Genomic DNA, 24,732 nt, shown 5'->3' with positions numbered 1-24,732 from the left:
ACGAGTATGAAGAAATTTGTGATGGCCGGACTGGCCGGCACCGTGGCAGGGTTAATTGCAACAACACAGATCGCGGGCCCTTTGCTGGCGCAAGAGGCCGAAAGCAAGGCCGGTGTCTACGAACAGCTTGATCTGTTCGGCGATATATTTGAGCGTATCCGCGCCCAGTATGTCGAAGAAGTGGAAACTGATGAGCTGATCGAGGCTGCGATTGATGGGATGCTGACCTCTTTGGATCCGCATTCCAGCTATCTATCGCCCGACGATGCGGAACAGATGCGTGTGCAGACACGCGGTGAGTTCGGGGGGCTTGGTATCGAGGTCACGCAAGAAGAAGGTTTTGTCAAAGTTGTCTCGCCCATCGATGACACTCCGGCGGATGCTGCAGGGATCGAGGCGGGCGACTTTATCACCCATGTTGACGGCGAAAGCATTCTGGGTCTGACATTGGACAAAGCCGTTGATCTGATGCGTGGCCCGGTGGGATCGGAAATCGTGATCACTGTTGTCCGCGAAGGTGAGCAAGAGCCGTTCGACGTTACCATCGTTCGCGACACGATCAAGCTGACCGCAGTGCGCGCGCGCACCGAAGGCACCAGCGTCGTGCTTCGCGTCACAACCTTCAACGATCAGACTTACCCGAACCTCAAAGATGGCTTGGAAGAGCAAATCGAAGAAGCCGGAGGCATCGAAAATGTTAACGGCATCGTTCTGGATTTGCGAAACAATCCAGGCGGGCTGCTGACACAGGCCATCAAGGTCTCGGATGCGTTTCTGGATGAAGGTGAGATCGTTTCGACCCGAGGTCGAAACCCGGAAGACGGTGAACGGTTTAACGCCACGGCTGGCGATTTGACCGGTGGCAAGCCCATCGTGGTTCTGATCAACGGCGGTTCGGCTTCGGCTTCGGAAATCGTCGCGGGCGCCTTGCAGGACCACCATCGGGCGATCGTGGTTGGCACCAAGAGCTTTGGTAAAGGATCAGTCCAGACCGTTATGCCAATCCGGGGTGATGGGGCGATGCGTCTGACGACATCGCGCTATTACACGCCTTCGGGCCGCTCGATTCAGGCGCTTGGCGTCAGCCCGGACATCATTGTAGAGCAACCGCGTAATAGGCCTGAGGAAGAAGAGGACGACGCAAACGCCCGCACACGGTCCGAGGCAGATCTACGCGGCAGCCTGAATAATGACAGCCTGAGTGAAGATGAAATCCGCCAAATCGAAGAAGATCGCGCCAAGGCCGAAGCCACCGCAGAACTGCGGGAAGAGGATTACCAAATGGCCTATGCCATCGACATCCTCAAAGGTCTATCGGCCTTCAATCCAACCGGACCTTCGCAATAAGGATAGGGGCCGCCACGCGCGGCCCTGCTCCCTCGCTGTTTCAGTTCAGCCTTCGACTTTGTGCAGCTTTTTCTCGTCTAGCATCAGGGCAAGAACGATACCAGCGGCGACCGAGATGGTGGCGAAGACGAAGGCCATGTTCATACCGGTATCAAAGGCTGCTGCAATGGCGGCCTTAACCTTCTCGGTTTCACCCGAATTTAGTTTCTGAAGCACCGCTTTCGCAGATTCTGTGGTCAAGGTTCCACCATTGATCACTTTCAGATCGGCCTCGGACAAATTGATGCCTGCGGCGGTTAATCGAGATTTCAGGCTGGACAGGCTCGACGCGTACATGACTGCAGTCGCACAGGCGACAGAAATGGCACCGTAAACGAGATGTGTCATGAAACTTAGACCGCCAACCAGACCGGCGCGTTCTGGCTTGACCGCGCATACAGCAGCAGTACCCGAAGGGCCGACCGTCAATGTTGCGCCCAACCCAATCATGGCCATTCCTGGCAGGATCTGAAGATATCCGGACCCGGCGGGCATCAGGACGACGCTGGCTGCGCCAGCCGTTGCGCAAATATAACCCCAAAAGAGCAATCGTTTGGGTCCGAAATCATTATATAGCGTGCCCGAAACGATGGATCCGACGGCCAATAATACCGTCAGTGGTGCCAATCCCAGTGCAGATTGAAAGACGGACCATCCAAGGACTTTTTGCATATATTGCGGAAAATACAGCAATCCGACAAAAGCGGCCGATACGTTGAACATATTCAGACCTAGTGTGATCAGAAACTCCCGGTTCTGCATCAGTTGCGGCAGCAGCAAAGGTTCTTTGACCCGCTTTTCGATCCTCGGAAACAAGAAGAACAACACTGCGCTGACAAAGAACAACAGCAAGAGCGGTAGCGAGGTCCAGCCCCAGTCGGCCCCGACATCCAAACCATAGAGCAGCAGCAAAACAGCGAAAGATAGGACGCCCATACCGGCAAAGTCGATACGTTCACCTGTTTTGTGCTCGGTCTCGCGCTCCATCAGAAGAATGGCCGTCGCCATCGAAATACAGGAAAACACCACGTTGGCCAGGAAAAATAGCCGCCAATCACCCAGATTGACAACTGCCCCACTGATCATCGGACCGAAGACATTGCCGGTGGTAACCCCGGCCAGGATCAGCCCCATAACCAACGCGCGATGTTCTTCTTTTGAAACCTTGGTCGCCCCAAACGCAAGAGTGCAGGGCCAGACGCATCCGGCACCTATCCCTTGCAAGGCGCGCGCCCCGATCAGGTAATCCAACCCGGGCGAGACAAAGCACAAAACAGAAGCGAACAGGAAGATACAAAGGCCGATGATCATCATCTTGCGGTGACCATACATGTCACCCAAGCGACCTCCGGCCACCATCGTCATGGCAAAAAACAGGGCATAGATGTTCAGAACCCACTGGGTGCTGGTGATGTCTGTGTCAAAGCTGTTTTCAATGGCAGGGACCAGCATCAGGGCTCCGGTGAAATCGATCCCGATCCCGAAGGCCGTCACCATCAAGGCGATGACTTTTATGATGCTCGTGCGGTCCATAGTCTCATCAATTGAAGATGGGAAGCTTCAATGATGCATGGATATGACTGAAAAGAAAGGAATACTTCCGAAGATCGCTGTCGGCTGGAGCGCCAGGAACAGATTCTATGATGACTGAGACCGGCGGAACGCGCGCTTCAGCATGTCAAGTTCCGCGCGAAGCAACGCAACCTCGGCCCTCAGATCGTCGGCGGCAGGAGATCCGGCGATGATGGTGAAATCGCCCAATTTCTGATTGGTCGCCACGTCACGAATTAAGATGCAGTGAACGCCTTCGGTCATGATCGAAAGGGGCACCGGGATGCGCAAATCCCATCCGTCTTCGTCGGGCGTCAGCTCGACATCTGGCAATGGTTCACCAAGATACAGCACCTCAACCTGTAGAGCGGTTTCACTGGTCAGGTGGCCTTCCCATACAGCGTTTTCAAAACGGATCGGGGTCAAGCTGGTTTGCGTCATCATATGCCTCTACAGATCGGCCCGGTGGTGGCGGCAGAATGTCAGATCGCGCAAGATTATGCGGTTCATTGCCGGTTCATCAATGATTAGGTCCAGCCAGAGTTTTTCAATTCGTCGTTCATGCAGTTCCAAATGCGCAAGGTCAAAATCCACCGAACTTTCTGACATTGAAAGATTGAGTTCTCGCAGAACCTGCTCAGTGTTTGGACCATGTTGGATGTTAAGCCGGGAATACACAGTTGTCGGGCGCTCGGATTCAATCACGGTGTCCACCCGCATCAGATGCTGGCGTGTCAAATCAATGGCGGCATCCATTGGAAGTTCGACCGAAAGTGACAGAAATGTACCTTGAAAATCAAAGACCTCAATCGCCAGACTGAAGGGAGCCAGGTCCTTTCCCCGTCGATTTCGTGTTTGTTGCATTGCGATCTCTGCCAGAGGGCAATCATGAAACAGGGTCACCTGACTGTCTATTCCTGCTTTGCGCGGTGCTGAGGCAAGTCCTTTGCGCAAGGCCGGTTCGCGCCAAAGATCAGGACGCCAGGACCAATCGGTTCCCAGCGGTCTCGGAAACTGGTTCGAACCAAGCCGCGGCTGGATCAAACGACTGTCTGCTGTTTGGATGACCCGCTCTAGTTGCCCGCGCAAATGGCGCGCCTCGTCCCGTTGGCGGCGCAATTTGGGCAATGCCATCTGATCAGCCTGCTGTTCAGCCAGCCGCCACTGCGCGATTGCCTTGCGTCGTATATAGCGATCCAGAAATCCGCCCATCGTCCTATCATCCAAACCTGCTTCTGTTTAGTCAAAGTCAAAGCGAGGGACAAACACGTCTTGATGATTAGGGCGCGATATTTTCTGAAATCTGGTTAAAGCCCATCGATCAACTGAAATTTATGGCAACGACACTTCACTATTCTTGCAAAGGGAAGGGCTGCAGCTTACCGTCGGCGTTCTGGTCGGGATGTAACCCGAATTATCCCCAGATCATTAAGTTTCACGACGAGGCAGGGGCATGGAACCCACCCTATTTTCATTTATCTGGAAGCACTCGAAAAAACAGCAATTGGTGCTGCTTTTTTTGACGGTTTTGTCGTTTCCTTTCCTCTATGCCTCGTTGGAGCTTCCAAAACAGATCATTAACGACGCCATTGGTGCGCCGACGGATACCGTGACATTCCTTGGCTTCACCGTAAGCCAGGTGCAGTACCTGATGATTCTGTGTTTTGCGTTTTTGGCGACGGTCATTGCCAGCGGCGTGATGAAGATGCGCATAAACACTATGAAAGGCATTCTGGCCGAACGAATGCTGCGGCGTCTGCGCTTTACTCTGATCAGCCGTGCCATGCGATTCCCCAAGTCCTATTTCGCGACGACCAGTCAGGGTGAACTGGTGTCGATGATCACGTCCGAGGCCGAACCGATGGGTGGGCTGATGGGCGATGCCATCGCGCAACCGGTGTTTCAGTTTGGTCAGATGATGACCATCGTTACCTTTCTGTTCATGCAAAGCGTCTGGTTCGGGCTTGCCAGTATTGCGCTGATCCCTGTGCAGGCTTGGTTGATCCCGAAGCTTCAGCGCCAAATCAACCTTCTGAACAAGGATCGTATTCAAGAAGTCAGGCGATTAAGCTCTGAAATCGGTGAAAGTGCCGCCGGGATAAGTGACCTGCGCACCAATGGTGGTTGGCGTTATCGTCTGGCTCAGTTCAGCCATCGTCTGGGAACCTTGTTCGAGATCCGCTTCAAGATCTACAACAAGAAATTCTTCATGAAGTTCCTCAACAACCTGATCACTCAGATGACGCCTTTCCTGTTCTATTCGGTGGGTGGTTACCTAGCGATCACCGGTGAGGTGACGGTGGGCGCGCTGGTAGCAGCTTTGGGTGCCTACAAGGATCTCAGCGGCCCGTGGAAAGACCTTCTGACCTACTACAACCAAGTGCAGGACATGTCGCTGCGCTGGGAGATTGTGATCGAGCGGTTTGCCCCTTCAAACATGATACCTGAGCGGCTGTTTGAAGGTGTCCCCGCATCCATCCCGCATCTGACGGGGGATATCGAACTTCGCAATGTTACGGTTCGTGACGACGACGGTAAGACCATCCTAGAAGATATTGATCTGATAATTCCGCAAGGCGCGCGGATCGCCATTCAGTCGAAACATGCCTCCGAGCGAACTGCGCTTGCTCAGCTGCTGACACGTGAACTGCTGCCAGTTCAGGGAGAGGTCCTGATGGCAGGCCACAATCTGAACGATCTCCATCAGGCGGTGATCGCCGCGAGGATCGGTTACGCCTATTCGCGACCGTATTTGTTTGATGGAACGCTGGGCGACAACCTTTTGATGCCCTTGCGCACGCATCCTCAACACGAAGAAGATGCGTTACGTGTCCCCACGCGCCGTCAGATCGAAGCGGTGCGCGCGGGGAATCCACCCGATTCCCTTTCCGACGAATGGATTGACCCAAGTCTGGCAGGCCTTGATGACATCGAGGATATCCGTGACTGGTGGTTCCAGCTTGTCGAAGCAATGGGCATTGACGAGTTCATGTTCCGTCGCACATTGCGATCACAATTCGATCCAATGGTGCATTCGGCGTTGGCGCAAGAAATCGTCGAACTCAGAGATACCGTAGCCGATCGCTTGCAACAGCGTGGGCTGGATAAGTTCGTTTACCGGTTCGATCCCGATCAGTTCAATCCAGCCGTTCCGTTGGGCGGTAACCTGCTGTTTGCCTCTCCGGCGCACGACATCGCACCTGATATTCTTGCGGGTGACGGGCGGTTCCTGTCGCTGTTAAAAGCAAACGATCTGGATGATGACGCGCTTGGAATTGCCGAAGCTGTATTGGAAACTTTGAACCAGACCTTTGGGCGAGATGGGGCAGATCACCCGCTGTTCCTGCGGTTGGGCATGTCAAAGGATATGTACCATCGACTACTTGATATTGAAGAGCGTCGCAGAACCAAAGGCGAAGATTCTATTGGTGATCAAGAGCGTGCGTTGCTGTTGACCGTCCCATTCATGCTGACCGCCGAGCAAATCGGCCCCAGTTTCCCTGAAGAATACAAGGACAAGATTCTCTCGATCCGTCACAGCCAGGCAGAAAGGCTAAGGGATGCGATGGGTTCGATGTTTGTGCCAGTGTCGCCAGATGTCTACGTTCCGCGCCTGACAGCAATGGAGAATGCGCTTTATGGTCGGGTGTCGATCATGGCTGGTGCGCACGCGGAAGAGATCGAAGATCTTGTGGCCGAAGTGTTGAACGAGGCCGGGCTGCGCCGCAGGGCTGCCGCGATCATTTATGACCTTCCGTCCGGTTTAGGGGGCAACAATTTGCCGACCGTGTTCCAGGAACGCGCCGCGTTTTCGCGGGCGGGGATAAAACGCCCCGATATCCTGATCCTCGACAAGGCCCTGGCCAGTCATGACTCGGAAAGCCGCCTCCGAACCCGCCTTAAGCTGCGCGAATTGCTGCCCGATTCAGTCATGATTTTCATGGAGGATCATTTTGCCCATCCTGAAGCCTATGATCTGTTTGTCGAAATCAAAGATGGCCGTATTGACGGTGTCTCGCGCGTGTCTACCGAGGACGAAGTCGACGGGCCAGATGACCTGAGCCGAAAGCTCAAAATCATTTCGTCGAACGAGTTGTTCTCGCGGGTGGATGGGCGCAATCAGCGCCTTCTGGCATTCTCGGCGCAATGGTACGAAGCGGCTGCAGGTCAGACCATATTCTCGCGCGGGCAGGCTCCGGATGCGGCCTATCTGTGTATTTCAGGTCAGGCGACCCTGAACTGGCTGGACGAACACGGCGATATGCGTTCGATCTCGACGGTTGAGCCGGGCCGCCTGATAGGGGACCTGGCGATCATTACAAATGAACCGCGTCAATTGGATTTGGTGGCCCTCACAGATTGCGCCTTCCTGAGAATCGGAGCCGAGGAACTACGTGCAGTCATCGAAAGTGATGCAGGTGTTGCGGTGAGGTTACTTGAAACCGTGGCAGGCTATCTGACCACTGTGTCCGAACGGTTGCGCGATCCTAGCACCCCAATTGGGGAAGACCCGGCCCTTGTGGGTGCCGGGCAAGACAATGAAGGTTAGAAAGAGCTACGACGCCTATCGTAGCCATGAACACCTGCTAAGCGACGCCCGCAGATATCCCGATCTTTGGCGCCTGTTTGCGGGTATCGCACTGGTGTCGGTGGTTGTTGTGGCGCTTAATGCGATCTTGTTCGCCATCATAGCCAATCTGACTACGCCAGGGTCAGCGGCTGGCTTTCTGACGGGTGCGTCCCCCTTGGCACTTCTCATCGTGCTATCTAGCTTTATCTTCGCCACCCTTGGCGTAGCACTGAGTGCGAGGCTGTTTCAGCACCGTTCGCTTGCCTCGGTAATTGGAGGGCAAAGTTTAGCAATACGACAGTTCTGGCGCGTCTTCCGCGCGCTGTTGCTGCTGAGTGTGGCCGTATTTGCGCTGCCGCCCTACAATCTGGGTGCACCTTTGGTGGCGAATCTGCCTTTCGCCAGATGGTTGCTGCTATTGCCGCTATCGATCGTAGCAGTCCTGATCCAGACCAGCGCCGAAGAAGTTCTGTTTCGGGGCTACCTGCAACAAAGCCTCGCCGCACGGTTTCGATCGCCATTGATCTGGATAGGTCTGCCATCAATATTGTTCGCGGCCGGACACTATAACCCGGCCACCGTGGGCGATAACGCACTGCTAATTGCGATTTGGGCACTTACATTTGGGATTCTGACAGCTGACTTGACTGCGAGGGCAGGGACACTCGGGCCCGCCATAGCGCTGCATTTCTTTAATAATTTTGCGGCCCTTCTGGTTATTTCGTTGCCTGACAGTCTTAGTGGTCTGGCCTTGTATCACCTCCCTTATCAGGCTTCAGATGCAGATGCGCTAAGGCCTTGGCTGCTTGTCGACTTTGCGCTGATGATCGTCGGGTGGCTTACGGCGCGACTGGCCCTCAGGCGTTGATTGCATTTCCCGTCGTTGCGCCTTATTTGACGTCAACGCCGCATTATCAAGGTTCCGACATGAACTGGATCACAAACTACGTCCGCCCCCGGATCAACTCGATCTTCTCACGCCGCGAAGTGCCCGAAAACCTTTGGCATAAGTGTGATGAATGCGGAACCATGCTGTTCCACCGCGAGTTGGCAGATAACCAGAATGTCTGCACCCAGTGTGATCACCATATGGGGATCACGCCACGAGACCGGTTCAAGCATCTGTTCGATGGCGGTATATTCTCTGAGGTTGATGTTCCGGCCCCCAAGGATGACCCGCTGCAATTCCGGGATCAGAAGAAATATCCCGACCGGATGAAAGCAGCGCAGAAAAAGACTGGCGAGAAAGAGGCGATGCTGGTCGCACTGGGCGAAATCGGGCGTACTCCGATCGTTGCTGCCGCGCAGGATTTCTCATTCATGGGCGGGTCTATGGGCATGTATGTTGGCAATGCCATCATTGCTGCGGCACAAGAGGCCGTTAAGCTGAAGCGCCCGCTGATCTTGTTCTCGGCAGCTGGCGGTGCGCGGATGCAAGAAGGCATACTGAGCCTGATGCAGATGCCGCGTACTACGGTGGCGGTTGAAATGCTCAAAGAGGCGAAGCTGCCTTATATCGTTGTGTTGACGCACCCTACCACAGGCGGTGTTACCGCATCCTATGCCATGTTGGGTGACGTTCATATTTCCGAACCCAATGCTCTGATCTGTTTCGCGGGTCCCCGTGTGATCGAGCAGACCATTCGCGAGAAACTGCCCGAAGGTTTCCAGCGCGCGGAATACCTGTTGGATCACGGCATGCTCGACCGTGTGACCAAGCGCACCGAAATGCGGGAAGAGCTGATCACCATCACCCGAATGCTGACGAATCAGCCGCCGGCAGTCAAAGGCGATCTGCCAGCGCCTGAACCGGAAGAAGCCACTGCAGAAGCACCAACCGAGGATGCGGTCGAGAAATGACCACCCAGAGCTCGGATGTCATCCTTGATCGGATGATGGCGTTGCACCCCAAGATCATCGACCTGACCTTGGACCGCATGTGGCGTTTGCTGGCTGCGCTGTACAATCCACAGACCAAGCTACCCCCGGTCATTCATATCGCCGGAACCAATGGCAAGGGCTCGACCCAGGCCATGATCCGCGCGGGGCTTGAAGGGGCAGGGCATACGGTTCATGCTTATACCTCACCCCATCTGGCCCGGTTTCACGAGCGCATCCGATTGGCCGGAAAGCTGATTTTGGAACCTGACCTCACCGCCGTTCTGGATGAATGCTACGCCGCAAATGGTGGCGAGAACATCACCTATTTCGAGATCACCACCTGCGCGGCACTTCTGGCGTTTTCGCGCACGAGGGCGGATTATACATTGCTCGAAGTTGGTTTGGGTGGGCGTCTGGACGCCACCAATGTTGTCGAACAACCTGCGTTGACGGCCATCACACCTGTTTCGATCGATCACGAACAATTCCTTGGTGATACTCTGGGCAAGATCGCCGCAGAGAAAGCCGGAATTATTAAACCCGGCGTGCCCTGTATTGTTGGCCCACAGCAAGATGAGGCGCTGGAAGTCATCGAGTACACTGCAGCCCGCCTAGGCGCACCGCTGCAGGTTTACGGGCAACATTGGCATGTGCATACCGAAAATGGGCGTTTGATTTATCAGGATGAAACCGGATTGCGTGATCTGCCGATGCCAAACCTGCTGGGGGCTCATCAGATAGTCAACGCAGGGGCAGCTCTGGCCGTATTACGTCACCTGCAAATGGGTGATGACGCTTATGAGGCCGCAGTCACCAAGACTGAATGGCCCGCGCGTATGCAGCGGCTGAAATCCGGCCCCCTTGTCGATCAAGCCCCACAGGCTGAACTGTGGCTGGATGGAGGTCACAACGCCGCCGCAGGCATCGCATTGGCTGGTGTTCTGTCGTCATTGCCGGAACGGCCCACGCATATGATTTGCGGCATGTTAAATACGAAGGATGTCACTGGCTATCTCGCACCATTGGCTGCAAAAGCCGACAGCCTGACCGCCGTATCCATCCCCGGTGAACAAAATACGCTGAGCGCAGAAGAGACCGCTGCTGCGGCTGCCAGAGTGAACCTGACGGCGACAACGGCCGATAGCGTCGCGGATGCGCTTGCCGCCATCACCGCTCAATCCCCCGATGCGCGGGTTCTGATCTGTGGGTCACTTTATCTCGCCGGTAATATCCTCCGAGAAAACGCCTGATCCTTCACGTGGTCGAAAATACTCCGGGCCGGGGGTAGGGGGCCTTATTGTCCCCAATCCTTATCCTGCATCTCGCGCAGGCGGGACGCTGTGCGCTCAAATTCGAACGTGCCTTCCCCTTCGACGTACAGCATCTCGGGCTCAGCAGCGGCAGAACAGATCAGCCGGACCTTTGCTTCATACAACGCGTCGATCAACGTGACGAAGCGCTTGGCCTCATTGAAATTGTTGCGCGACAAACGCGGTATGTCTTCAAGCACCAGAACTTTCAGCGCTTCTGCAATGGCCAGATAGTCGCCTGGTCCCAGCATCCGTCCGCATAGGTCGTAAAATGAGGCCCGCGCCACTCCGTTTCGGAACGCGGGCAGCACCACCTCGCGCCCTTTAACCTGCAGGGTCAACGGCTCTGCGGGTCCGCCAGACAAATCATTCCAAACGGCACGAATCTTATCGCGCGCTTCGGGTCCAATAGGTGTGAAATATACCGGCGAACCTTCAAGCCGGTTCTGCCGATAATCTGTAGGTGAAACCAGCTCCCACACTTCCAGCTGTTCTTTGATGTGCTGGATAAAAGGCAGGAACAGTTGCCGATTCAACCCATCCTTATACAGATCATCGGGATGCCGGTTCGAGGTTGTGATGACAACCACCCCGCCCTTGTGGAGCATATCAAACAACCGCCCCACGATCATCGCATCGGTGATATCGGTAATCTGCATCTCATCAAATGCCAGGACGCGTGCGGATTTGATCACAGCCTCGGCCACTGGGGCCAGCGCATCTTCAACTCCATCTTCGCGCGCCTTGTGCAGGCCGGTATGGATTTCCTGCATGAATGCGTGAAAATGGACCCTGCGAACCGGTATGTCGCCCAGCGTCTCGACGAACATATCCATCAGCATCGACTTGCCACGCCCAACGCCGCCCCAAAGATACAAGCCTTTGGGTGGGGGCGGCGCCTTGCGGAACAAACCGCGCTTGACCGGTTCGGCCAAAGCTGTGCGAATTCGGTCAAACCGGGGTAGCACTGCCTCTTGTGCGTCATCCCGGGTCAGCGACCCATCGGCAATATGATCTTCATAAAGCGAAATCAGATCCGTCATGAGTTGAGCCATACCGTCCGGTTCGTATGTTGAAAAGAAACCTTTTTTCCTGACCCATCAATTTTGCTGAACTGGTGTCACAAAACTCCTGAATTGACGCTTCGAACTACGCCGCTAACGTCTGACAGAACTGAAGTCCGGAGCCCCGATGCCGCAACCTGTCCACCTGCTGAATCCGATCCTGATTGTCGGTTGCATCGTCATTACCGTCAGCTTTGCAGTGCGCGCCTCATTCGGCGTGTTTCAGATTCCCATCGCAGATGAATTCGGATGGTTGCGCACCGATTTCTCGATGGCGATCGCGATTCAGAATCTGGCCTGGGGGATCGGGCAGCCGATCTTTGGTGCCATAGCCGAAAAGATTGGTGACCGGCGCGCTATTGTTCTGGGTGCCTTGACCTATACGGCAGGAATGGTTTTGTCGGCTTGGTCCGTCACCCCCTTTGAGCACCAAATTTATGCCTGGCTTGTGGGTTTCGGGATCGCGGGTACGGGGTTTGGCGTGGTCCTAGCGGTCGTCGGACGCGCTTCGACTGACGCGAACCGTTCAATGTCATTGGCGGTTGTCACTGCGGCGGGCAGCTTTGGGCAGGTGATCGGGGCACCCACCGCTGAATGGCTGCTGACATTCCTTCCTTGGCAACAGGTTTTCCTCGTCTTTGCGGTGGCAATCCTCGCGTTGATCCTGACGTTACCGTTCATGCGCGCACCTCAGCCGGTCAGTAAGACCGAACTGGAAGAAAGCATGGGGCAAATCCTGGCCAAGGCGTTCCGCGATCCTTCATACGCACTGATTGCAATCGGCTTTTTTAGCTGCGGTTACCAACTGGGCTTTATAACTGCCCATTTTCCGGCCTTCGTTACCGAGATGTGCGGCCCAATCCAGCCCGGAGGCGTGCTGCATTCGATTGGCATCACGACGACATCCGCCCTGGGGGCGGTTGCCATTTCCCTGATCGGCATAGCCAACATAGGCGGCACGTTGCTGGCGGGGTGGGCAGGTAACCACTTTCCGAAAAAGTACTTGCTCGCAGCGGTTTACACCGGACGGACAGTTGTGGCGGGGGCATTCATCGTGTTCCCGATCACACCCTTTTCTGTTATCGCATTCTCTCTGGTAATGGGATCGCTTTGGTTGGCGACGGTTCCGCTGACATCTGGCCTTGTCGCGCATCTTTACGGTTTGCGCTACATGGGCACGTTGTACGGGATTGTTTTCCTGAGCCACCAAATCGGCAGCTTCCTGGGCATCTGGCTAGGAGGCCGCATGTACGACCAGTACGGTGACTACACCATGGTTTGGTGGATTGGTGTCGCAATCGGAGCTTTCAGTGCCATTATCCACCTGCCCATCCGGGAAAATCGCGCGTCAGCTGGCGTGACAGCTTGACTTAAACAGCCTCTTCCTTGGTCAACAGCCCTTCTGAAACCAATCGATCCGCCCATCCTTGTGGATCGAGGAAATGGTGTGTTTGCCATCCCCGCGCCTTGGCCGTATCGATGTTTTCAATCCTGTCGTCAGCGAACAAAAGCGCAGATGGTTGGGTACCACAATCGGCTTCGACCATCTCGTATATCGGCATATGAGGCTTCACTGCCTTCATCCGGCCCGAGACATACAGTCGATCAAACTCATTCAGGAACGGATAGACCGTGGTGGCATAATCGAAATTCTGCACCCCAAAATTGGTCAGGGCAAAGATCGGAACCTTCCTGGCGCGCAACGCGCGTAGAAGTCGCACAGAGTGTGGGATGTCAGGCGCAGCCAGTTCAATCCAGTTGTCGTGCCACATCCGAATTTCATCGCGCCACTCAGGGTACTTGTCTGCCCACCTGTAAATCGTATCCGTGAAGTGATGGCCCTGATCGACCAGATCGTTCATTCCATGTAGATCGACCTCGGCAAACATGGCTTGACGACGATCCTCTCCGATGACGCGATCATAGTAGCGCTCGGGCTGCCATTCGATCAGTACGTTTCCGATATCAAATACGACAGCTTCGATGGCCATGCTGCAGTCCAGTTCGATCCAATACAATTATCGCCGACTGAACCAAGCGCGCAGCGGATATGCAAGCGCCAACCGCAGCGCGGCACGCGCTGCCACGCCCAACGGAAAGTTGCGCATCTTTGATGCGCCTCTGACCGGCGGGAGTGCTATCCGCGCAAGGCGGCACGGACTTCCCGCTCAAGCACGTCCAGAAACCGCGATCGGTCTGCTTTACCAAACGGCTTACCTCCACCGCCAGCTCCCAATGGATTGGCGGCACGAAGGTCCGCCATCAAGTCGCGCATAGCGAGTTGTTGACCAATATTGGCCGCGGTGAATGCCTCGCCACTAGGGCGCAGTACACGGGCCTCGGCTTCAACGCATTTTGCGGCAAGCGGAATGTCTGACGTCACAACAATATCACCCGGGCCGCAACGCTCGGCGATCCATTTGTCCGCCTCATCCGCCCCCGCGGAGACAACCACCACCTGTACCAGCGGGTTGGCTGATGGGCGCAGCCCACCGTTCGAGACCAAAACCATCGGCACCTTGTGCCGGGTCGCCACCCGTTCAGCTTCGGCCTTCACCGGGCAGGCGTCACCATCGATATAAAGCGTTGTCACGCCTCTTTGGCCTGTGCAGATTGCTTCGCCTTCGAGGGTGTTTTGCGCACCTTGAATTCCTCGGGAATAGGCATCCGGTTAAACGCATCCAGACCGGCGATCTTATAAGCCTCAGCCAGAGTGGGATAGTTGAATGTGTTCTGAACGAAGTAATCCACCGTGCCTTTCAGGTTCAGCACCGCCTGCGCGATGTGGATCAATTCGGTTGCACCTTCACCCACGATCTGCACACCCAGAACCCTGCGAGTTTTGAGAGAGAACAGCATTTTCAGCATGCCATGTTCCAACCCCATGATGTGCCCGCGCGAGGTTTCGCGGAATCGGGCCACACCTACTTCATAGGGTATTCCGCGCTCCTGCAATTCTTCCTCGGACATGCCACAGGTTGAGATTTCGGGCACCGAGTAAATCCCATACGGATACCACGGGCTTTCCGGCAAAGTCGGTGTTTCCAATGCATGGCAGGCCGCGACCCTCCCTTGCTGCATCGACGTAGAGGCCAGCGAGGGATGCCCAATGACATCTCCTGTTGCATAGATATGTGAAACCGAAGTCTGATAGGTCTTGCTGTCAACGCTGATACGGTTGCGGTGGTCGGTTTCAATTCCGACAGCGTCAAGATTGAGGGCCGAAGTCGCCCCCATGCGGCCTGCCGCAAACAAAAGCATCTCAGCCCGCACGTGGCGCCCGTTATCTAGGGTGACCTCGACATGGCCTCTGGTATCTTCAATCTTTTCGACGGCTGAGCCCAACCGCAAATCCACGCCGTTTTCGCGGATCTGATGCGTGAAGTCGTGGATCAGTGTCTTGTCAATGAAATCCAAAAATGTCTCGCGCGGTTCAATCAGCGTCACGCGGACATCAAGTGCCGAAAACATGGTGGCATATTCAACGCCGATCACACCGGCACCGATCACGCACAGCGAACGCGGAATCTCTTCCATCTCAAGGAAATCATCCCCGTCGACAACGGTTTTGCCGTTGAACGGAACATAGTCGGGACGATAAGTCTTTGTGCCGGTGGCAATCAGGAACTTAGCCGCAGTCAGACGCGTGGATTCGCCTGCGTCCGTTGCCACTTCTACCTCATGCGGTCCTGTGAATGTGGCAAGCCCGTTCAATGTTTCCACATGGTTTCGGTTAAACTGATGCTCCAACACGTCGACTTCGTGATCGAGTGTCATGTGCAAACGCGCTTTCAAATCTTCCGCACTGATCTGATCCTTAACCCGGTAGGAGCGCCCATAAAAACTGCGTTCGCGCCATCCTGACAAGTTCAGCACCGTTTCCCGCAATGTTTTCGAAGGGATTGTGCCGGTATGAACCGAAACACCACCCAGCCGATCTTTGCGGTCGATCACAAGTACCCGGCGCTGCAATTTGCCCGCCTGAATGGCCGCAGCACGCCCTGAAGGGCCCGAGCCGATGATAATCAGGTCGTAATCATACTTGCTCATGCCTTAGTCCCCGTACAGCGCTTCGGCGTGGAAGGTAATGTGATCCTCCATGAAGGTGGACACGAAATAATAGGAATGGTCATAGCCAGGTTGCAGGCGATATGTTGCCTGCTGGCGACGCTCGGCTATTGCCTGTGCCAACGCTTCGGGGCGCAACAGATCCATGAACTGATCATTAGCACCAGTGTCGATCAGCACGGGGCCGTCAAATCCGGTGCTTTTCATCATTTGCGACGCGTCATGTTTGGCCCATGCAGCCTCATCATCGCCCAGATATGCGCTCAGCTGTTTGCGACCCCAATCCGCCCCCATCGGGTTCGAAATCGGAGAGAAAGCCGAAACCGACCGGTACCGCCCGGGCAGGTTCATCGCCAAAGTTAACGCACCATGCCCGCCCATGGAGTGTCCGGTGATTGCCTGACGATCAGCATCAATCGCGAAGTTTTCGGTTAGCAGGGCGGGTAATTCCTCGGCCACATAATCCCACATGTTGAAATGGGGTGCCCAGGGTTTTTGGTTGGCGTTGACATAGAAACCGGCACCTTGGCCGAGATCGTAATCTTCATGATCTGCAACATCCGCGCCGCGCGGCGAGGTATCTGGAAACACCAGCGCAATTCCCTGCTCCGCGGCCCACCCCTGAGCACCTGCCTTTGTCATGGCGTTTTCATGGGTGCAGGTCAGTCCTGACAGATACCATAGAACCGGAACGGGGCCATCCTTGGCCTCGGCTGGAAGAAAAAGTCCAAATGTCATGTCACATTTGCAAGCCGAGGAGGCGTGGCGGTAGACGCCTTGTACACCACCAAAACAGGCATTTTCCGAAAGGGTTTCCATCAAGCTATCCTTGCGTTGTATCGGTGCCATGGCTAACGGTCTGCAGCGTCGACGTAAAGTGCGGGTGCTTTCGGCGGGCGTATTTTTCGAAAAGGTGAAGATCAGTAGCCGCTGACCCAGCCAATCACCAGTGGGACGGTCAGTATGCTGGCCATGGTCGAAAGCAGGATGGCCGCAGATGCGCGTTGTGGAGCCACGCCATAATATGCGGCCAGCATGTAGACATTGCCTGCAACGGGAAGCGAAGCCGCTGCGATTGCAACCATTGCCGGGAAGGTGGCAACAGGGATCAACCAAATCACCATAAGCGCGACGAAAAGGGGATGAAGAACCAGTTTGCAAAAACTAAGCCACCCAGCGATCTGAATACGCTCGGCCGACTTATCCGCCAGGGATGCACCGATGGCAAACAGCGCACTGGGGGTGGCCGCTCCGCCAAGTATGGTCAGAAAATCGTTCAATGGGGCAGGGACCGGGATCTCCAGCGCAGACCAAATCAAACCTCCAGAAATCGACAAGATCATCGGGTTCTTCAGCAAGCCGAACCCGATCAACCGTATTGTTCCAAAACTGAGACGGCCATCGCGTCCAACATGAATCAGAATGACGATCAGCGAAGAAAAAACGACTAGATCGACAGTCAGAACCAGCATTACAGGCCCAATGGCCGCTTCTGAGAACAAAAGTGCGAGCATCGGCAAACCTAGAAACCCGACGTTGCCAATGGCGGCGCACTGGGCCTCGACCGCCGCTGTGGGTAGATCCAGACTGCGCAGATAAGCGATAACCATTGCAATCGCGTAGACGCAGACGGTGCCGATCAAATACCCGATCACCAGACGGCCGTCGAATATCTCGGCAAAGGGCAGTGTGGCTGCAAATCGAAACAGCATCGCTGATAATGCAAAGAAGAATACGAATTTAGTCAGATACAAGGTCGCATCGGGTGGGAAGAAACGACTGCGCCCGGCCCAGAATCCCAGGCCGATGATTGCGAAAAAGGGGAAGGTACGCAGAAATATTTCGACCATGGGAATGTGTTAGCACGGTTGGCGGGGGCCGCAAGGCCGACGCTTAACGATGTAATAGTTGATGGTGCAGCCTGGTGACAAAACCGCGACTAAGGTGAAAAGCGTTGAAACTGAACCGAGCGGTTTATAGTGTTGGCGCATACCGCTTTCAGGAGACATCATGACCCAAGCCGCAACCATCCTGCGTACAGGCCGCAAATTCGATCAGGTTTTATGCGGGGCCCGAGAGGTGTTCATGGCGGATGGGTTCGAAGGTGCAAGCGTCGATGACATTGCGCGCGCAGCTGGCGTGTCCAAGGCGACGCTTTATAGCTATTTCCCCGACAAACGTCTTTTGTTCACCGAGGTCGCCCAGACAGAGTGTCGCCTGATGGCCGAGCGAATTTTGTCGATGATTGATGAGACAAAGCCCGCACGTGAGGTACTTACAATTGCCGCTACGCAGCTTACGGCCTTTCTTGTTTCGGACTTTGCACAGCAGGTTTTTCGGATTTGCGTTGCCGAGCGCGATAGATTCCCAGAGCTCGGCAAAGCATTTTATGAAGCCGGGCCGCAAAACGGACAGCGCCAAATGGCCGAATATCTGACCAAGGCGGTCGCCAAAGGAGAATTGGTGGTCGAGGACGTCAATATTGCCGCCGAGCAGTTCTCGGAATTGTGCAAAGTCAGGCTTTGGGGACGCGCTGCATTCGGAATTCAGAACAGTTTTAGTCAGAGTGAGATTGACAAGGTCGCCTTACAGGCCGTTGACATGTTTCTGGCCCGATACGGCAAGTGAACGCGACAAGCTTTGCCGTCATATCGACACTTTAGGTCATGTGGAAACACTATGGTGCGGGTGGAGGGACTTGAACCCCCACGCCTTGCGGCGCCAGAACCTAAATCTGGTGCGTCTACCAATTTCGCCACACCCGCAACCTGATGCCGAAGCATCGACGAGGCGCTGAATAGCAAAGCTTTTGCGTGAGTGCGAGAGGTAAAGTCGCGCAAAACACAAGATTATTATTGCGTCTATGGAAACAATGAAGTGACAAATTGTTTTTCACCGGGCTCTATTTGAGCGGAACACAGATGCATGACAGCAAAATATGATGCTTGCATGGTGCTTAAACCGCCTATGAAAGCAAGGGGCGCAGGGTGTAACCACTCGCTTGATGACTCGATCAAGGTGGAAAATATTCGACAATTTTTTGTTTCTAATTAGGGGACATTGCGACCGTTTGAGGGGTAAAAAATTATCTCGCATACGTTGAGTGAGACGGACATCGTTGGGGTGTGGGTAATTCCGCAGGAGTTTCAGAATAGAGTATATGCAACCTCAGCCCAAATACATCGAGCCCTGAACTGACATCATGTATCTAATAATTAAATATTGCAAACAATATGTTATATTCTAATTTTAAAGTTAACAAGCCCGGCATTTACCTCTTGTTTCGCTCTGTCCACGACACCGGTAATCGCTGGCACGGCAAGCAGGTAAATTGAAGCTTTCTACTTAAGATTGAGTGGCAATCATAATTGTGCCACATTTCAAACGCCAAAATATCCTATTCGCGTCAAAATAACACCGCGGTAATCGTAATTGATTGGGCGCAGGAGTTAATGAGTCTTTTTGCCTTCGGGCGCCGTGCGAGTTTCTGCTCAACTCCAGAATAAGGGTCTCTGTCGTGACCAACCAGATCAAATCCGCTGCTTCCGAGCATGACGTTGTAAGTCTTGCTCGTGATAGTTTCATCGGCGAGCTGAAAACCCTGAACCGCCAGCACCCTGGCACAGGTTTCGGCGTCGCACTAAGAACTCATGCAGGCAATCGCTATTTGCTGGCCAATGCCCGCATGCCATTGCCTGCCCACAAGTCAGATGATTTTCCAACGGGGCGACGTGTCGCCTGTCTGGAGAATGGTGAAGGTTTCAGTTCCATCGAGGTTTTGGCTGATTCTTTCGCATACGAATCAATTTCACCGCAAACCGAGGCTGTGATCCTCGGTAACGCATTGGACCTGATCGCACGCATTGACACGCTTGCGAGCTTACCCGACGGGGCAGGGAACCAATTCGCTGCAACTGGTACCGGAGGCTGACCATGGCGCGTAACGACCACCTTCTGTCTGTTGGAAACGAGGCTCTGTCCGAGATGACAGAGACAATGACCTCGCTGACGACACAGATCGATCAACTGACAGAGGTGGCGGATGCGCGTTCATCCGCGCGGCTGGCTGCGCTCAAGACCAAGATGGAAAACTTTTCGGCAAGCGTCACAATGGTGGGGCAGGTGAAGGCCGGGAAATCTTCGATCGTGAACATTCTGGCGGGGCGGCCAAACCTGTTGCCGTCAGATGTGAACCCTTGGACATCAGTAGTTACCACGCTGAACATCAACACCCGGACGGAAGGGGACACCAGGTCAAAATTCACCTTCTTCGAACAGGAAGAATGGGACAATCTGATGGTTGGGGGCGGGCGCCTGGGCGAGCTGGCCAACCGCGCTGGTGCTGACGATGAGATGGATGACATCCGTCGTCAGATTGGCGAAATGAAGGCCAAGTCAGAAGAACGGCTGGGCAAACATTTCGACCTAATTCTGGGACAAAGCCACCAGTACGATTACTTCGATGACGAATTGATTCAGCGCTATGTTTGCCTTGGGGATGAAGACGATCCGGATATCGATCCCAAGACCGGCCGTTTTGCAGATGTGACCAAATCGGCAGAACTTTATATGGATATCCCGCAATATCCGATATCGCTCAAACTTTGCGATACGCCCGGTGTAAACGATACCTTCATGGTGCGTGAGCAGATCACGTTGCGCAGCCTGCGCGGATCAGAGGTGTGTATCGTCGTTCTGGCCGCCAGTCAGGCGCTGACCACAATGGACATGGCGCTGATGCGGATTATCGCTCAGTTCGAAAACCGCCAGATCATTCTGTTTGTGAACCGCATCGATGAGCTGTCGGATCCGGTCAATCAGGTCCCAGAGATTCGGGATCGTATTCAGGACACGCTGAAACAGAACAACATTGACGCAAGTACCAGCGTTGTCTTTGGCAGCGCGCTTTGGGCTGAGGCAGCGATTACCGGAAATCCGGACATTCTGACCGAAGAATCGCGTGACGCGCTGAACACCTTTTATCTGGCTGCTGGTTTTGGTGATCAAGCCGCTTCGCTGGACAAGATCTGGGCGCTTTCCGGATTGCCTGATTTGCTGCTTGCAATGAATGAGCGTATTGCCGAAGGCGCAGGGACACGTCTTTTGGATCGCGTGCGCCATCGTGCGCGCAACATTGCCAGTCAGATTCGAGCGACGGCCGTTGCCAAGACGCTGTCAAAATCGGACGGTATCGTCCGGGATTTGGATGGCGCATCGCCCGATGAAGCGATCGCGAAAGTTTCAGCCGAGTACGAAAAGAAGACCTCGGAACTGACAACCAAACTGCGCGATAAAGTGTTAGAGAGACTGGCCTCGGCCGAGGCAAACTTTGTCAAGCGCGCGACGGATTCGCTGATCTCACATCTGGAACAAAACGGTGAACAGGGCACGTGGCAATACGACCCAGCTGGATTAAGGACCTTACAAAAGGCCGCTTACTTCAGCTTTGCGCGTTCGATGCGCAAGGATGCCGGGGTGCTATATGCGTCCGCCGCAGCGGATATAGAAGCGCTGTACCAGAAGCTGTTGGGCAACCATCTGGGTGAATTCAACATCGAAGCCCCAATTGTGCCGCGCGTGCCACCGCCTTTGGGGATCGGGCGCACGATCGCGCTTGACCTGCAAAGCACATGGTGGCGTCGTTGGTGGCAACGCCGAAAAGGCTTCGAGGCCTACGCCGCAGATTACACACGTCTGATCGCGTCCGAAGCAAACTCGATCACCAAGGACATCGAGGAAAATCAGATTGCCGCCGTCTTGGAAAACGTTCGCGCCACGCTGACTGATTTCATGGCCGAGCAGAAAGACACGTTACTCAGCATCTCGCATTCGCCTGACAGGGCTGCAGCGCAGATCGCCGAGCAAAAGCCACAGAAATCGCGTGACGACATTCTGGGTGACATCCTGAAAGATCTTAGTAACGAAGCAGCATAAGAAGAGTTATGGTAAATAAATCACAAACCCGCTTCGTCTCTCCCAAGGCCTGGAACCGCATCGAGCAGTGGTCCCGCCGCAAGCCTGTGTTTGCGCTTATGGGAGAATTCAGTGCAGGCAAGTCGACTTTGATGAACTTCTTGCTGCGAAAACAGGCCTTGCCCACACAGGTCACGGCAACTCAGCTGCCGCCAGTTTGGTTCAGTTGGGGCAATCGGCCAGCCTATATTAAGCGGCACGATGGAAGCACGCAGAATATCGAGCTTGATGAACTTGAACAGGTTGGTGTCAACGACGCACAGTTTGTTCGTATCTTCCTGGAAGCCGATATTCTTGAGGCCGTTGATCTGATCGACACCCCCGGCATCTCGGATCCAAAGATCTCGACCGATGTCTGGCAACGCGCAGTTGGTCAAGCCAATGGTGTATTATGGTGCACGCACTCGACCCAAGCCTGGCGTGAGACCGAGCGTGCAACTTGGGTCTCGCTTCCTGAACGTCTGCAAAACAAATCAATTTTGCTGGTCACGCGTGCAGATGCTTTGGGTCAGAAAGACCGGCAAAAGGTTCTGCGTCGCGTGAACCGAGAAGCAGGTCATCTGTTCAATCGCACAGTCCTGTTTTCGGCGCGTGATGCCATTATGGCCCGTGACAAAACGGGTGACGCCGAACTTTGGTCGCGCAGCGGCGGTGGCAAGATGGTCGACAGTTTTCTGGAGATCACCGAGCAGATCATGGACAACCGTGCCGATATGCTGGCCAGATATCAAATTGATAAGTCCTTGTCTGATGCGCCCAAGGTAAGCCCCTTGCGCCCGGAAAGTCGCACCGAAGATGTTCCATTGACGATGCATGATCCTCTGGCTGAGGGTTCATCCGATCAGAACACTGATGTTGTCACCAGCTTCCCGGTACGCCCTGCCCGCGTGGAACGACGTACGGAAGATGTTGAACGCGCTCGGATTGATGTGGACGAAGCTGAACGAATGCGCGCCGAAATGGTGTCTGAGGCGGAACCGGCTGAGGAAGATCTGCGCGCCCTGTTCTCGGACCAATCCGAAGATCCGTTGGATCTGAACATTCTGGCGAACCCTGCACATGATGTGGATGAGTTCGCCTTCATGGATGATGAGGAGGAGGATCAGGAAGACGCCGAGTTGATCGTTCTGGCCCCCGAGGATGGCCAAGAAGCAACGGTTGAAGCATCGGCGTCGGATGAAAATTCGACCGATGACGAGGGTGAAGCATCGGAGCTCGAAGTATCAGTCTCATCGATTACGTCTTTGCTTGCGGAGCAGCCTGAGGAATCGACTGACGAATACGAGCCGGAACCAGAGTCCAATTCGCTCACGCCGGGTCAGGTGGTTGAGTTGAACGGAGAAACCGTGATCAATGGAGCGGCCTCTGAAGACCAAGTGGGCAATCCTGCGGAATCGCCCCTCAGCGCCTCAGAAATGTGGAGCGAAATCGTAGCCCGCGAAAGCCTGCCAGACGATGCGCAGGGCCTGAAAAGCGCCTTTGCAGCGTTTCTGTCCGAGTATGATCAGATTGCGCAGGAGCAGATCACCCGCAATTCCAAAGCGGCGCTGCGGGCAGTTCCGGATGCCAACAAAACGAGTGGAGCGGAGTGGCATGCAATCTGACATGCAATTAAAGGCGGGTATCTGAATGTCGATAGAATCCGCCCTGACCTCGGCCATCGAGACCATACCCGACTGCATCGCAGCCGGGTATGTTGATATGGAAACTGGAATGTTGCTGGGAGTTGAGGCATCAGACCGCGAAAGCTCTGATGCACTTGAGAATCTTGCGCTTTCGGTTGCCAATCTGTTTCAAGGACGGGGTGTAAAAGGCTTTGAGGAGCTGTTGCGCAATGCAGAGATAGGCGAAACGGAACACCCTGGATTTGGGGAAATCGCGGTGTTTTCCAATGATCGTCTGCACATCTTTCTAAGAACACAGAAATACCCGGATCACGTTGTCTGTTATATCTGTCGCGACAGCGCAAATATTGGGCATGCACTTACAAAATCACATCTCAGCCTCGGCACGGTGGCTGCCGCAGTTTAGACTGGACCAGAGGGGGTTCACGGCATGATGGATAGCGAAATACTGGAATTGCTCGAAGATATCGGGCGATCCTCGGTTGCGCGATTGTCTCCGATGGTTTGTCTGTCTGGTGATACAGCGCAGGCAAGGCGCGACGAGGTATTGACTGCAATCCGCAGGACAATCCTGCCTCGGAGGCTGGAATTCATGGCGGCGGATGGCGGCATGCTTGCTGTTGAGGTGAACAGCTCACGGATTACCGATGTTTTCCGCTGTGTCGAAGGCCCCCTGCCAGATTTCGAAACCGAGGCACGTGAGCACCTGACCGATCAGCTGGCCCGTCTAGTGTCAGATATCGCCGTTGCGCCCGGTCCGTTGGAATTGGTTTCGCTCAGGCCCGATACGGCGCTTGAAGCGGATGATGTCGGTATAACCTTTTCCGAGGTTGAAGCAGCCTGCGCCAGAATTGATTTGCCGGAAGAACCACGGATGTCTGTGGTCCCGGATGCTGTACCAGAACCAACGTCTCAGGACCAATCAGGTGTTGCCGAAGCGTTCTATGACGGTGCCGAGCGCTTTGCGCTGGGGCGTTTTCTGATTGAAGAGCAGAACGAAGAAGCCAAACTTGACGGGCTTTGTGCCGAAGGTCAGCAAGCACATCCTGACAAAGATCTATTGGCTCGGCTCACCCAAGATTTGTCCAGCTGGCAAGCCGATGGGTCTGATACTTTGTCGCAACCACAACTTATCGTTATGCGTCCATCGGGAGGGCAACGTGTTGGCCTTGCGATCGTTCACGACGATGCCGAGGTTGCAGCCGCCTTTCATGACGCCCGCAAACTGGGTGCCGTCGTCAACCTTTGGAAGTCCCTAAAAAGCGCCGTCGAATGACCGCGTTCCTGCCCAATAGTGTCCATTT

General features: G+C 54.7%; 21 protein-coding genes and 1 tRNA gene. 12 read left to right on the top strand and 10 right to left on the bottom strand.

Features of this window, described 5'->3' with window-relative positions:
* Positions 1-6: 6 nt before the first annotated feature.
* Positions 7-1,347, top strand: a complete 1,341-nt coding sequence (locus tag Q1B46_RS14390; RefSeq protein ID WP_299949043.1) for a S41 family peptidase — start codon at positions 7-9, stop codon at positions 1,345-1,347.
* A 45-nt stretch (positions 1,348-1,392) separates the two neighbouring features.
* On the opposite strand, the gene Q1B46_RS14385 is transcribed toward Q1B46_RS14390, so the two are convergent.
* The 3 genes from Q1B46_RS14385 to Q1B46_RS14375 form a co-directional block, all read right to left on the bottom strand.
* A complete protein-coding gene (locus tag Q1B46_RS14385; RefSeq protein WP_299949042.1) occupies positions 1,393-2,919 on the bottom strand; it encodes an MFS transporter in 1,527 nt (508 codons plus the stop codon).
* A gap of 105 nt (positions 2,920-3,024) precedes the next feature.
* Positions 3,025-3,378, bottom strand: coding sequence for a hypothetical protein (locus tag Q1B46_RS14380; protein ID WP_299949041.1), 354 nt, complete (start codon positions 3,376-3,378; stop codon positions 3,025-3,027).
* 9 nt (positions 3,379-3,387) lie between these two features.
* Positions 3,388-4,149, bottom strand: coding sequence for a DUF6478 family protein (locus tag Q1B46_RS14375; protein ID WP_299949040.1), 762 nt, complete (start codon positions 4,147-4,149; stop codon positions 3,388-3,390).
* A gap of 241 nt (positions 4,150-4,390) precedes the next feature.
* Between Q1B46_RS14375 and Q1B46_RS14370 the strand changes: the two genes are divergently transcribed.
* From Q1B46_RS14370 to Q1B46_RS14355, 4 genes are read left to right on the top strand one after another with little or no spacing between them, the layout of a single operon-like run.
* A complete protein-coding gene (locus tag Q1B46_RS14370; RefSeq protein WP_299949039.1) occupies positions 4,391-7,486 on the top strand; it encodes an ABC transporter transmembrane domain-containing protein in 3,096 nt (1,031 codons plus the stop codon).
* Positions 7,476-8,375 (top strand): type II CAAX endopeptidase family protein, encoded by a 900-nt coding sequence (locus Q1B46_RS14365; RefSeq protein ID WP_299949038.1) that lies wholly within the window; start codon positions 7,476-7,478, stop codon positions 8,373-8,375. The genes Q1B46_RS14370 and Q1B46_RS14365 overlap by 11 nt, the downstream gene beginning before the upstream one ends.
* 59 nt (positions 8,376-8,434) lie before the next feature.
* Positions 8,435-9,367 carry an acetyl-CoA carboxylase, carboxyltransferase subunit beta gene (gene accD / locus Q1B46_RS14360; RefSeq protein ID WP_299665255.1) on the top strand — a complete coding sequence of 311 codons (933 nt, stop codon included), beginning with the start codon at positions 8,435-8,437 and terminating at the stop codon, positions 9,365-9,367.
* Complete coding sequence (locus tag Q1B46_RS14355; RefSeq protein ID WP_299949037.1) at positions 9,364-10,638, top strand: folylpolyglutamate synthase/dihydrofolate synthase family protein; 1,275 nt, start codon at positions 9,364-9,366, stop codon at positions 10,636-10,638. Before accD ends, Q1B46_RS14355 begins: the two co-directional genes overlap by 4 nt.
* Positions 10,639-10,682: 44 nt before the next feature.
* Here Q1B46_RS14355 and zapE read toward each other — a convergent pair whose 3' ends face one another.
* Complete coding sequence (gene zapE, locus Q1B46_RS14350; protein ID WP_299949036.1) at positions 10,683-11,741, bottom strand: cell division protein ZapE; 1,059 nt, start codon at positions 11,739-11,741, stop codon at positions 10,683-10,685.
* 148 nt (positions 11,742-11,889) lie between these two features.
* On the opposite strand from zapE, the gene Q1B46_RS14345 reads away from it, so the two are divergent.
* The gene (locus Q1B46_RS14345) at positions 11,890-13,131 is read left to right on the top strand and encodes an MFS transporter (RefSeq protein WP_299949035.1); all 1,242 of its coding nucleotides are present in this window, start codon (positions 11,890-11,892) and stop codon (positions 13,129-13,131) included.
* 1 nt (position 13,132) lies between these two features.
* Here Q1B46_RS14345 and Q1B46_RS14340 read toward each other — a convergent pair whose 3' ends face one another.
* From Q1B46_RS14340 to Q1B46_RS14320, 5 genes are all read right to left on the bottom strand, one after another.
* A complete protein-coding gene (locus Q1B46_RS14340; protein WP_299949034.1) occupies positions 13,133-13,753 on the bottom strand; it encodes an HAD-IA family hydrolase in 621 nt (206 codons plus the stop codon).
* Between the two features lie 146 nt (positions 13,754-13,899).
* Complete coding sequence (locus Q1B46_RS14335; RefSeq protein WP_299949033.1) at positions 13,900-14,355, bottom strand: YaiI/YqxD family protein; 456 nt, start codon at positions 14,353-14,355, stop codon at positions 13,900-13,902.
* Entirely contained in the window at positions 14,352-15,812 is a 1,461-nt protein-coding gene (sthA, locus tag Q1B46_RS14330) for a Si-specific NAD(P)(+) transhydrogenase (protein WP_299949032.1), read from the bottom strand. The genes Q1B46_RS14335 and sthA overlap by 4 nt, the downstream gene beginning before the upstream one ends.
* A gap of 3 nt (positions 15,813-15,815) precedes the next feature.
* A complete protein-coding gene (fghA, locus tag Q1B46_RS14325; protein ID WP_299949031.1) occupies positions 15,816-16,649 on the bottom strand; it encodes an S-formylglutathione hydrolase in 834 nt (277 codons plus the stop codon).
* Between the two features lie 101 nt (positions 16,650-16,750).
* Positions 16,751-17,680: an AEC family transporter gene (locus Q1B46_RS14320; RefSeq protein ID WP_299949030.1), complete on the bottom strand. Its 930-nt coding sequence runs from the start codon at positions 17,678-17,680 to the stop codon at positions 16,751-16,753.
* Between the two features lie 160 nt (positions 17,681-17,840).
* Here Q1B46_RS14320 and Q1B46_RS14315 point away from each other — a divergent pair, with 160 nt between their 5' ends.
* Entirely contained in the window at positions 17,841-18,458 is a 618-nt protein-coding gene (locus Q1B46_RS14315; protein WP_299949029.1) for a TetR/AcrR family transcriptional regulator, read from the top strand.
* A 52-nt stretch (positions 18,459-18,510) separates the two neighbouring features.
* Here the strand turns inward: Q1B46_RS14315 and Q1B46_RS14310 are convergent.
* Positions 18,511-18,595, bottom strand: a tRNA-Leu gene (locus Q1B46_RS14310).
* A 752-nt stretch (positions 18,596-19,347) separates the two neighbouring features.
* Between Q1B46_RS14310 and Q1B46_RS14305 the strand changes: the two genes are divergently transcribed.
* The 5 genes from Q1B46_RS14305 to Q1B46_RS14285 are packed head-to-tail and all read left to right on the top strand — an operon-like array spanning position 19,348 to position 24,704.
* The gene (locus Q1B46_RS14305; RefSeq protein ID WP_299949028.1) at positions 19,348-19,761 is read left to right on the top strand and encodes a hypothetical protein; all 414 of its coding nucleotides are present in this window, start codon (positions 19,348-19,350) and stop codon (positions 19,759-19,761) included.
* 2 nt (positions 19,762-19,763) lie between these two features.
* Positions 19,764-21,764 (top strand): dynamin family protein, encoded by a 2,001-nt coding sequence (locus Q1B46_RS14300; protein WP_299949027.1) that lies wholly within the window; start codon positions 19,764-19,766, stop codon positions 21,762-21,764.
* Between the two features lie 8 nt (positions 21,765-21,772).
* The gene (locus Q1B46_RS14295; protein WP_299949026.1) at positions 21,773-23,407 is read left to right on the top strand and encodes a dynamin family protein; all 1,635 of its coding nucleotides are present in this window, start codon (positions 21,773-21,775) and stop codon (positions 23,405-23,407) included.
* A gap of 25 nt (positions 23,408-23,432) precedes the next feature.
* Complete coding sequence (locus Q1B46_RS14290; protein WP_299949025.1) at positions 23,433-23,834, top strand: hypothetical protein; 402 nt, start codon at positions 23,433-23,435, stop codon at positions 23,832-23,834.
* A gap of 24 nt (positions 23,835-23,858) precedes the next feature.
* Positions 23,859-24,704 (top strand): hypothetical protein, encoded by an 846-nt coding sequence (locus tag Q1B46_RS14285; RefSeq protein WP_299949024.1) that lies wholly within the window; start codon positions 23,859-23,861, stop codon positions 24,702-24,704.
* Positions 24,705-24,732 lie beyond the last annotated feature (28 nt).

The organism is uncultured Ruegeria sp., from assembly GCF_947500045.1.
Taxonomy (GTDB): Bacteria; Pseudomonadota; Alphaproteobacteria; order Rhodobacterales; family Rhodobacteraceae; genus Ruegeria.
Note: the sequence above shows the minus strand (reverse complement) of the source record. Positions and strands in the feature narration are given on the sequence as shown.

Excerpts from the sequence above, each read along its gene's own strand:
- Q1B46_RS14390 (WP_299949043.1), top strand. The coding sequence starts at position 7 with ATGAAGAAATTTGTGATGGCCGGACTGGCCGGCACCGTGGCAGGGTTA.
- Q1B46_RS14385 (WP_299949042.1), bottom strand. The coding sequence starts at position 2,919 with ATGGACCGCACGAGCATCATAAAAGTCATCGCCTTGATGGTGACGGCC.
- Q1B46_RS14380 (WP_299949041.1), bottom strand. The coding sequence starts at position 3,378 with ATGACGCAAACCAGCTTGACCCCGATCCGTTTTGAAAACGCTGTATGG.
- Q1B46_RS14375 (WP_299949040.1), bottom strand. The coding sequence starts at position 4,149 with ATGGGCGGATTTCTGGATCGCTATATACGACGCAAGGCAATCGCGCAG.
- Q1B46_RS14370 (WP_299949039.1), top strand. The coding sequence starts at position 4,391 with ATGGAACCCACCCTATTTTCATTTATCTGGAAGCACTCGAAAAAACAG.
- Q1B46_RS14365 (WP_299949038.1), top strand. The coding sequence starts at position 7,476 with ATGAAGGTTAGAAAGAGCTACGACGCCTATCGTAGCCATGAACACCTG.
- accD (WP_299665255.1), top strand. The coding sequence starts at position 8,435 with ATGAACTGGATCACAAACTACGTCCGCCCCCGGATCAACTCGATCTTC.
- Q1B46_RS14355 (WP_299949037.1), top strand. The coding sequence starts at position 9,364 with ATGACCACCCAGAGCTCGGATGTCATCCTTGATCGGATGATGGCGTTG.
- zapE (WP_299949036.1), bottom strand. The coding sequence starts at position 11,741 with ATGACGGATCTGATTTCGCTTTATGAAGATCATATTGCCGATGGGTCG.
- Q1B46_RS14345 (WP_299949035.1), top strand. The coding sequence starts at position 11,890 with ATGCCGCAACCTGTCCACCTGCTGAATCCGATCCTGATTGTCGGTTGC.
- Q1B46_RS14340 (WP_299949034.1), bottom strand. The coding sequence starts at position 13,753 with ATGGCCATCGAAGCTGTCGTATTTGATATCGGAAACGTACTGATCGAA.
- sthA (WP_299949032.1), bottom strand. The coding sequence starts at position 15,812 with ATGAGCAAGTATGATTACGACCTGATTATCATCGGCTCGGGCCCTTCA.
- fghA (WP_299949031.1), bottom strand. The coding sequence starts at position 16,649 with ATGGAAACCCTTTCGGAAAATGCCTGTTTTGGTGGTGTACAAGGCGTC.
- Q1B46_RS14320 (WP_299949030.1), bottom strand. The coding sequence starts at position 17,680 with ATGGTCGAAATATTTCTGCGTACCTTCCCCTTTTTCGCAATCATCGGC.
- Q1B46_RS14315 (WP_299949029.1), top strand. The coding sequence starts at position 17,841 with ATGACCCAAGCCGCAACCATCCTGCGTACAGGCCGCAAATTCGATCAG.
- Q1B46_RS14300 (WP_299949027.1), top strand. The coding sequence starts at position 19,764 with ATGGCGCGTAACGACCACCTTCTGTCTGTTGGAAACGAGGCTCTGTCC.
- Q1B46_RS14295 (WP_299949026.1), top strand. The coding sequence starts at position 21,773 with ATGGTAAATAAATCACAAACCCGCTTCGTCTCTCCCAAGGCCTGGAAC.
- Q1B46_RS14290 (WP_299949025.1), top strand. The coding sequence starts at position 23,433 with ATGTCGATAGAATCCGCCCTGACCTCGGCCATCGAGACCATACCCGAC.
- Q1B46_RS14285 (WP_299949024.1), top strand. The coding sequence starts at position 23,859 with ATGATGGATAGCGAAATACTGGAATTGCTCGAAGATATCGGGCGATCC.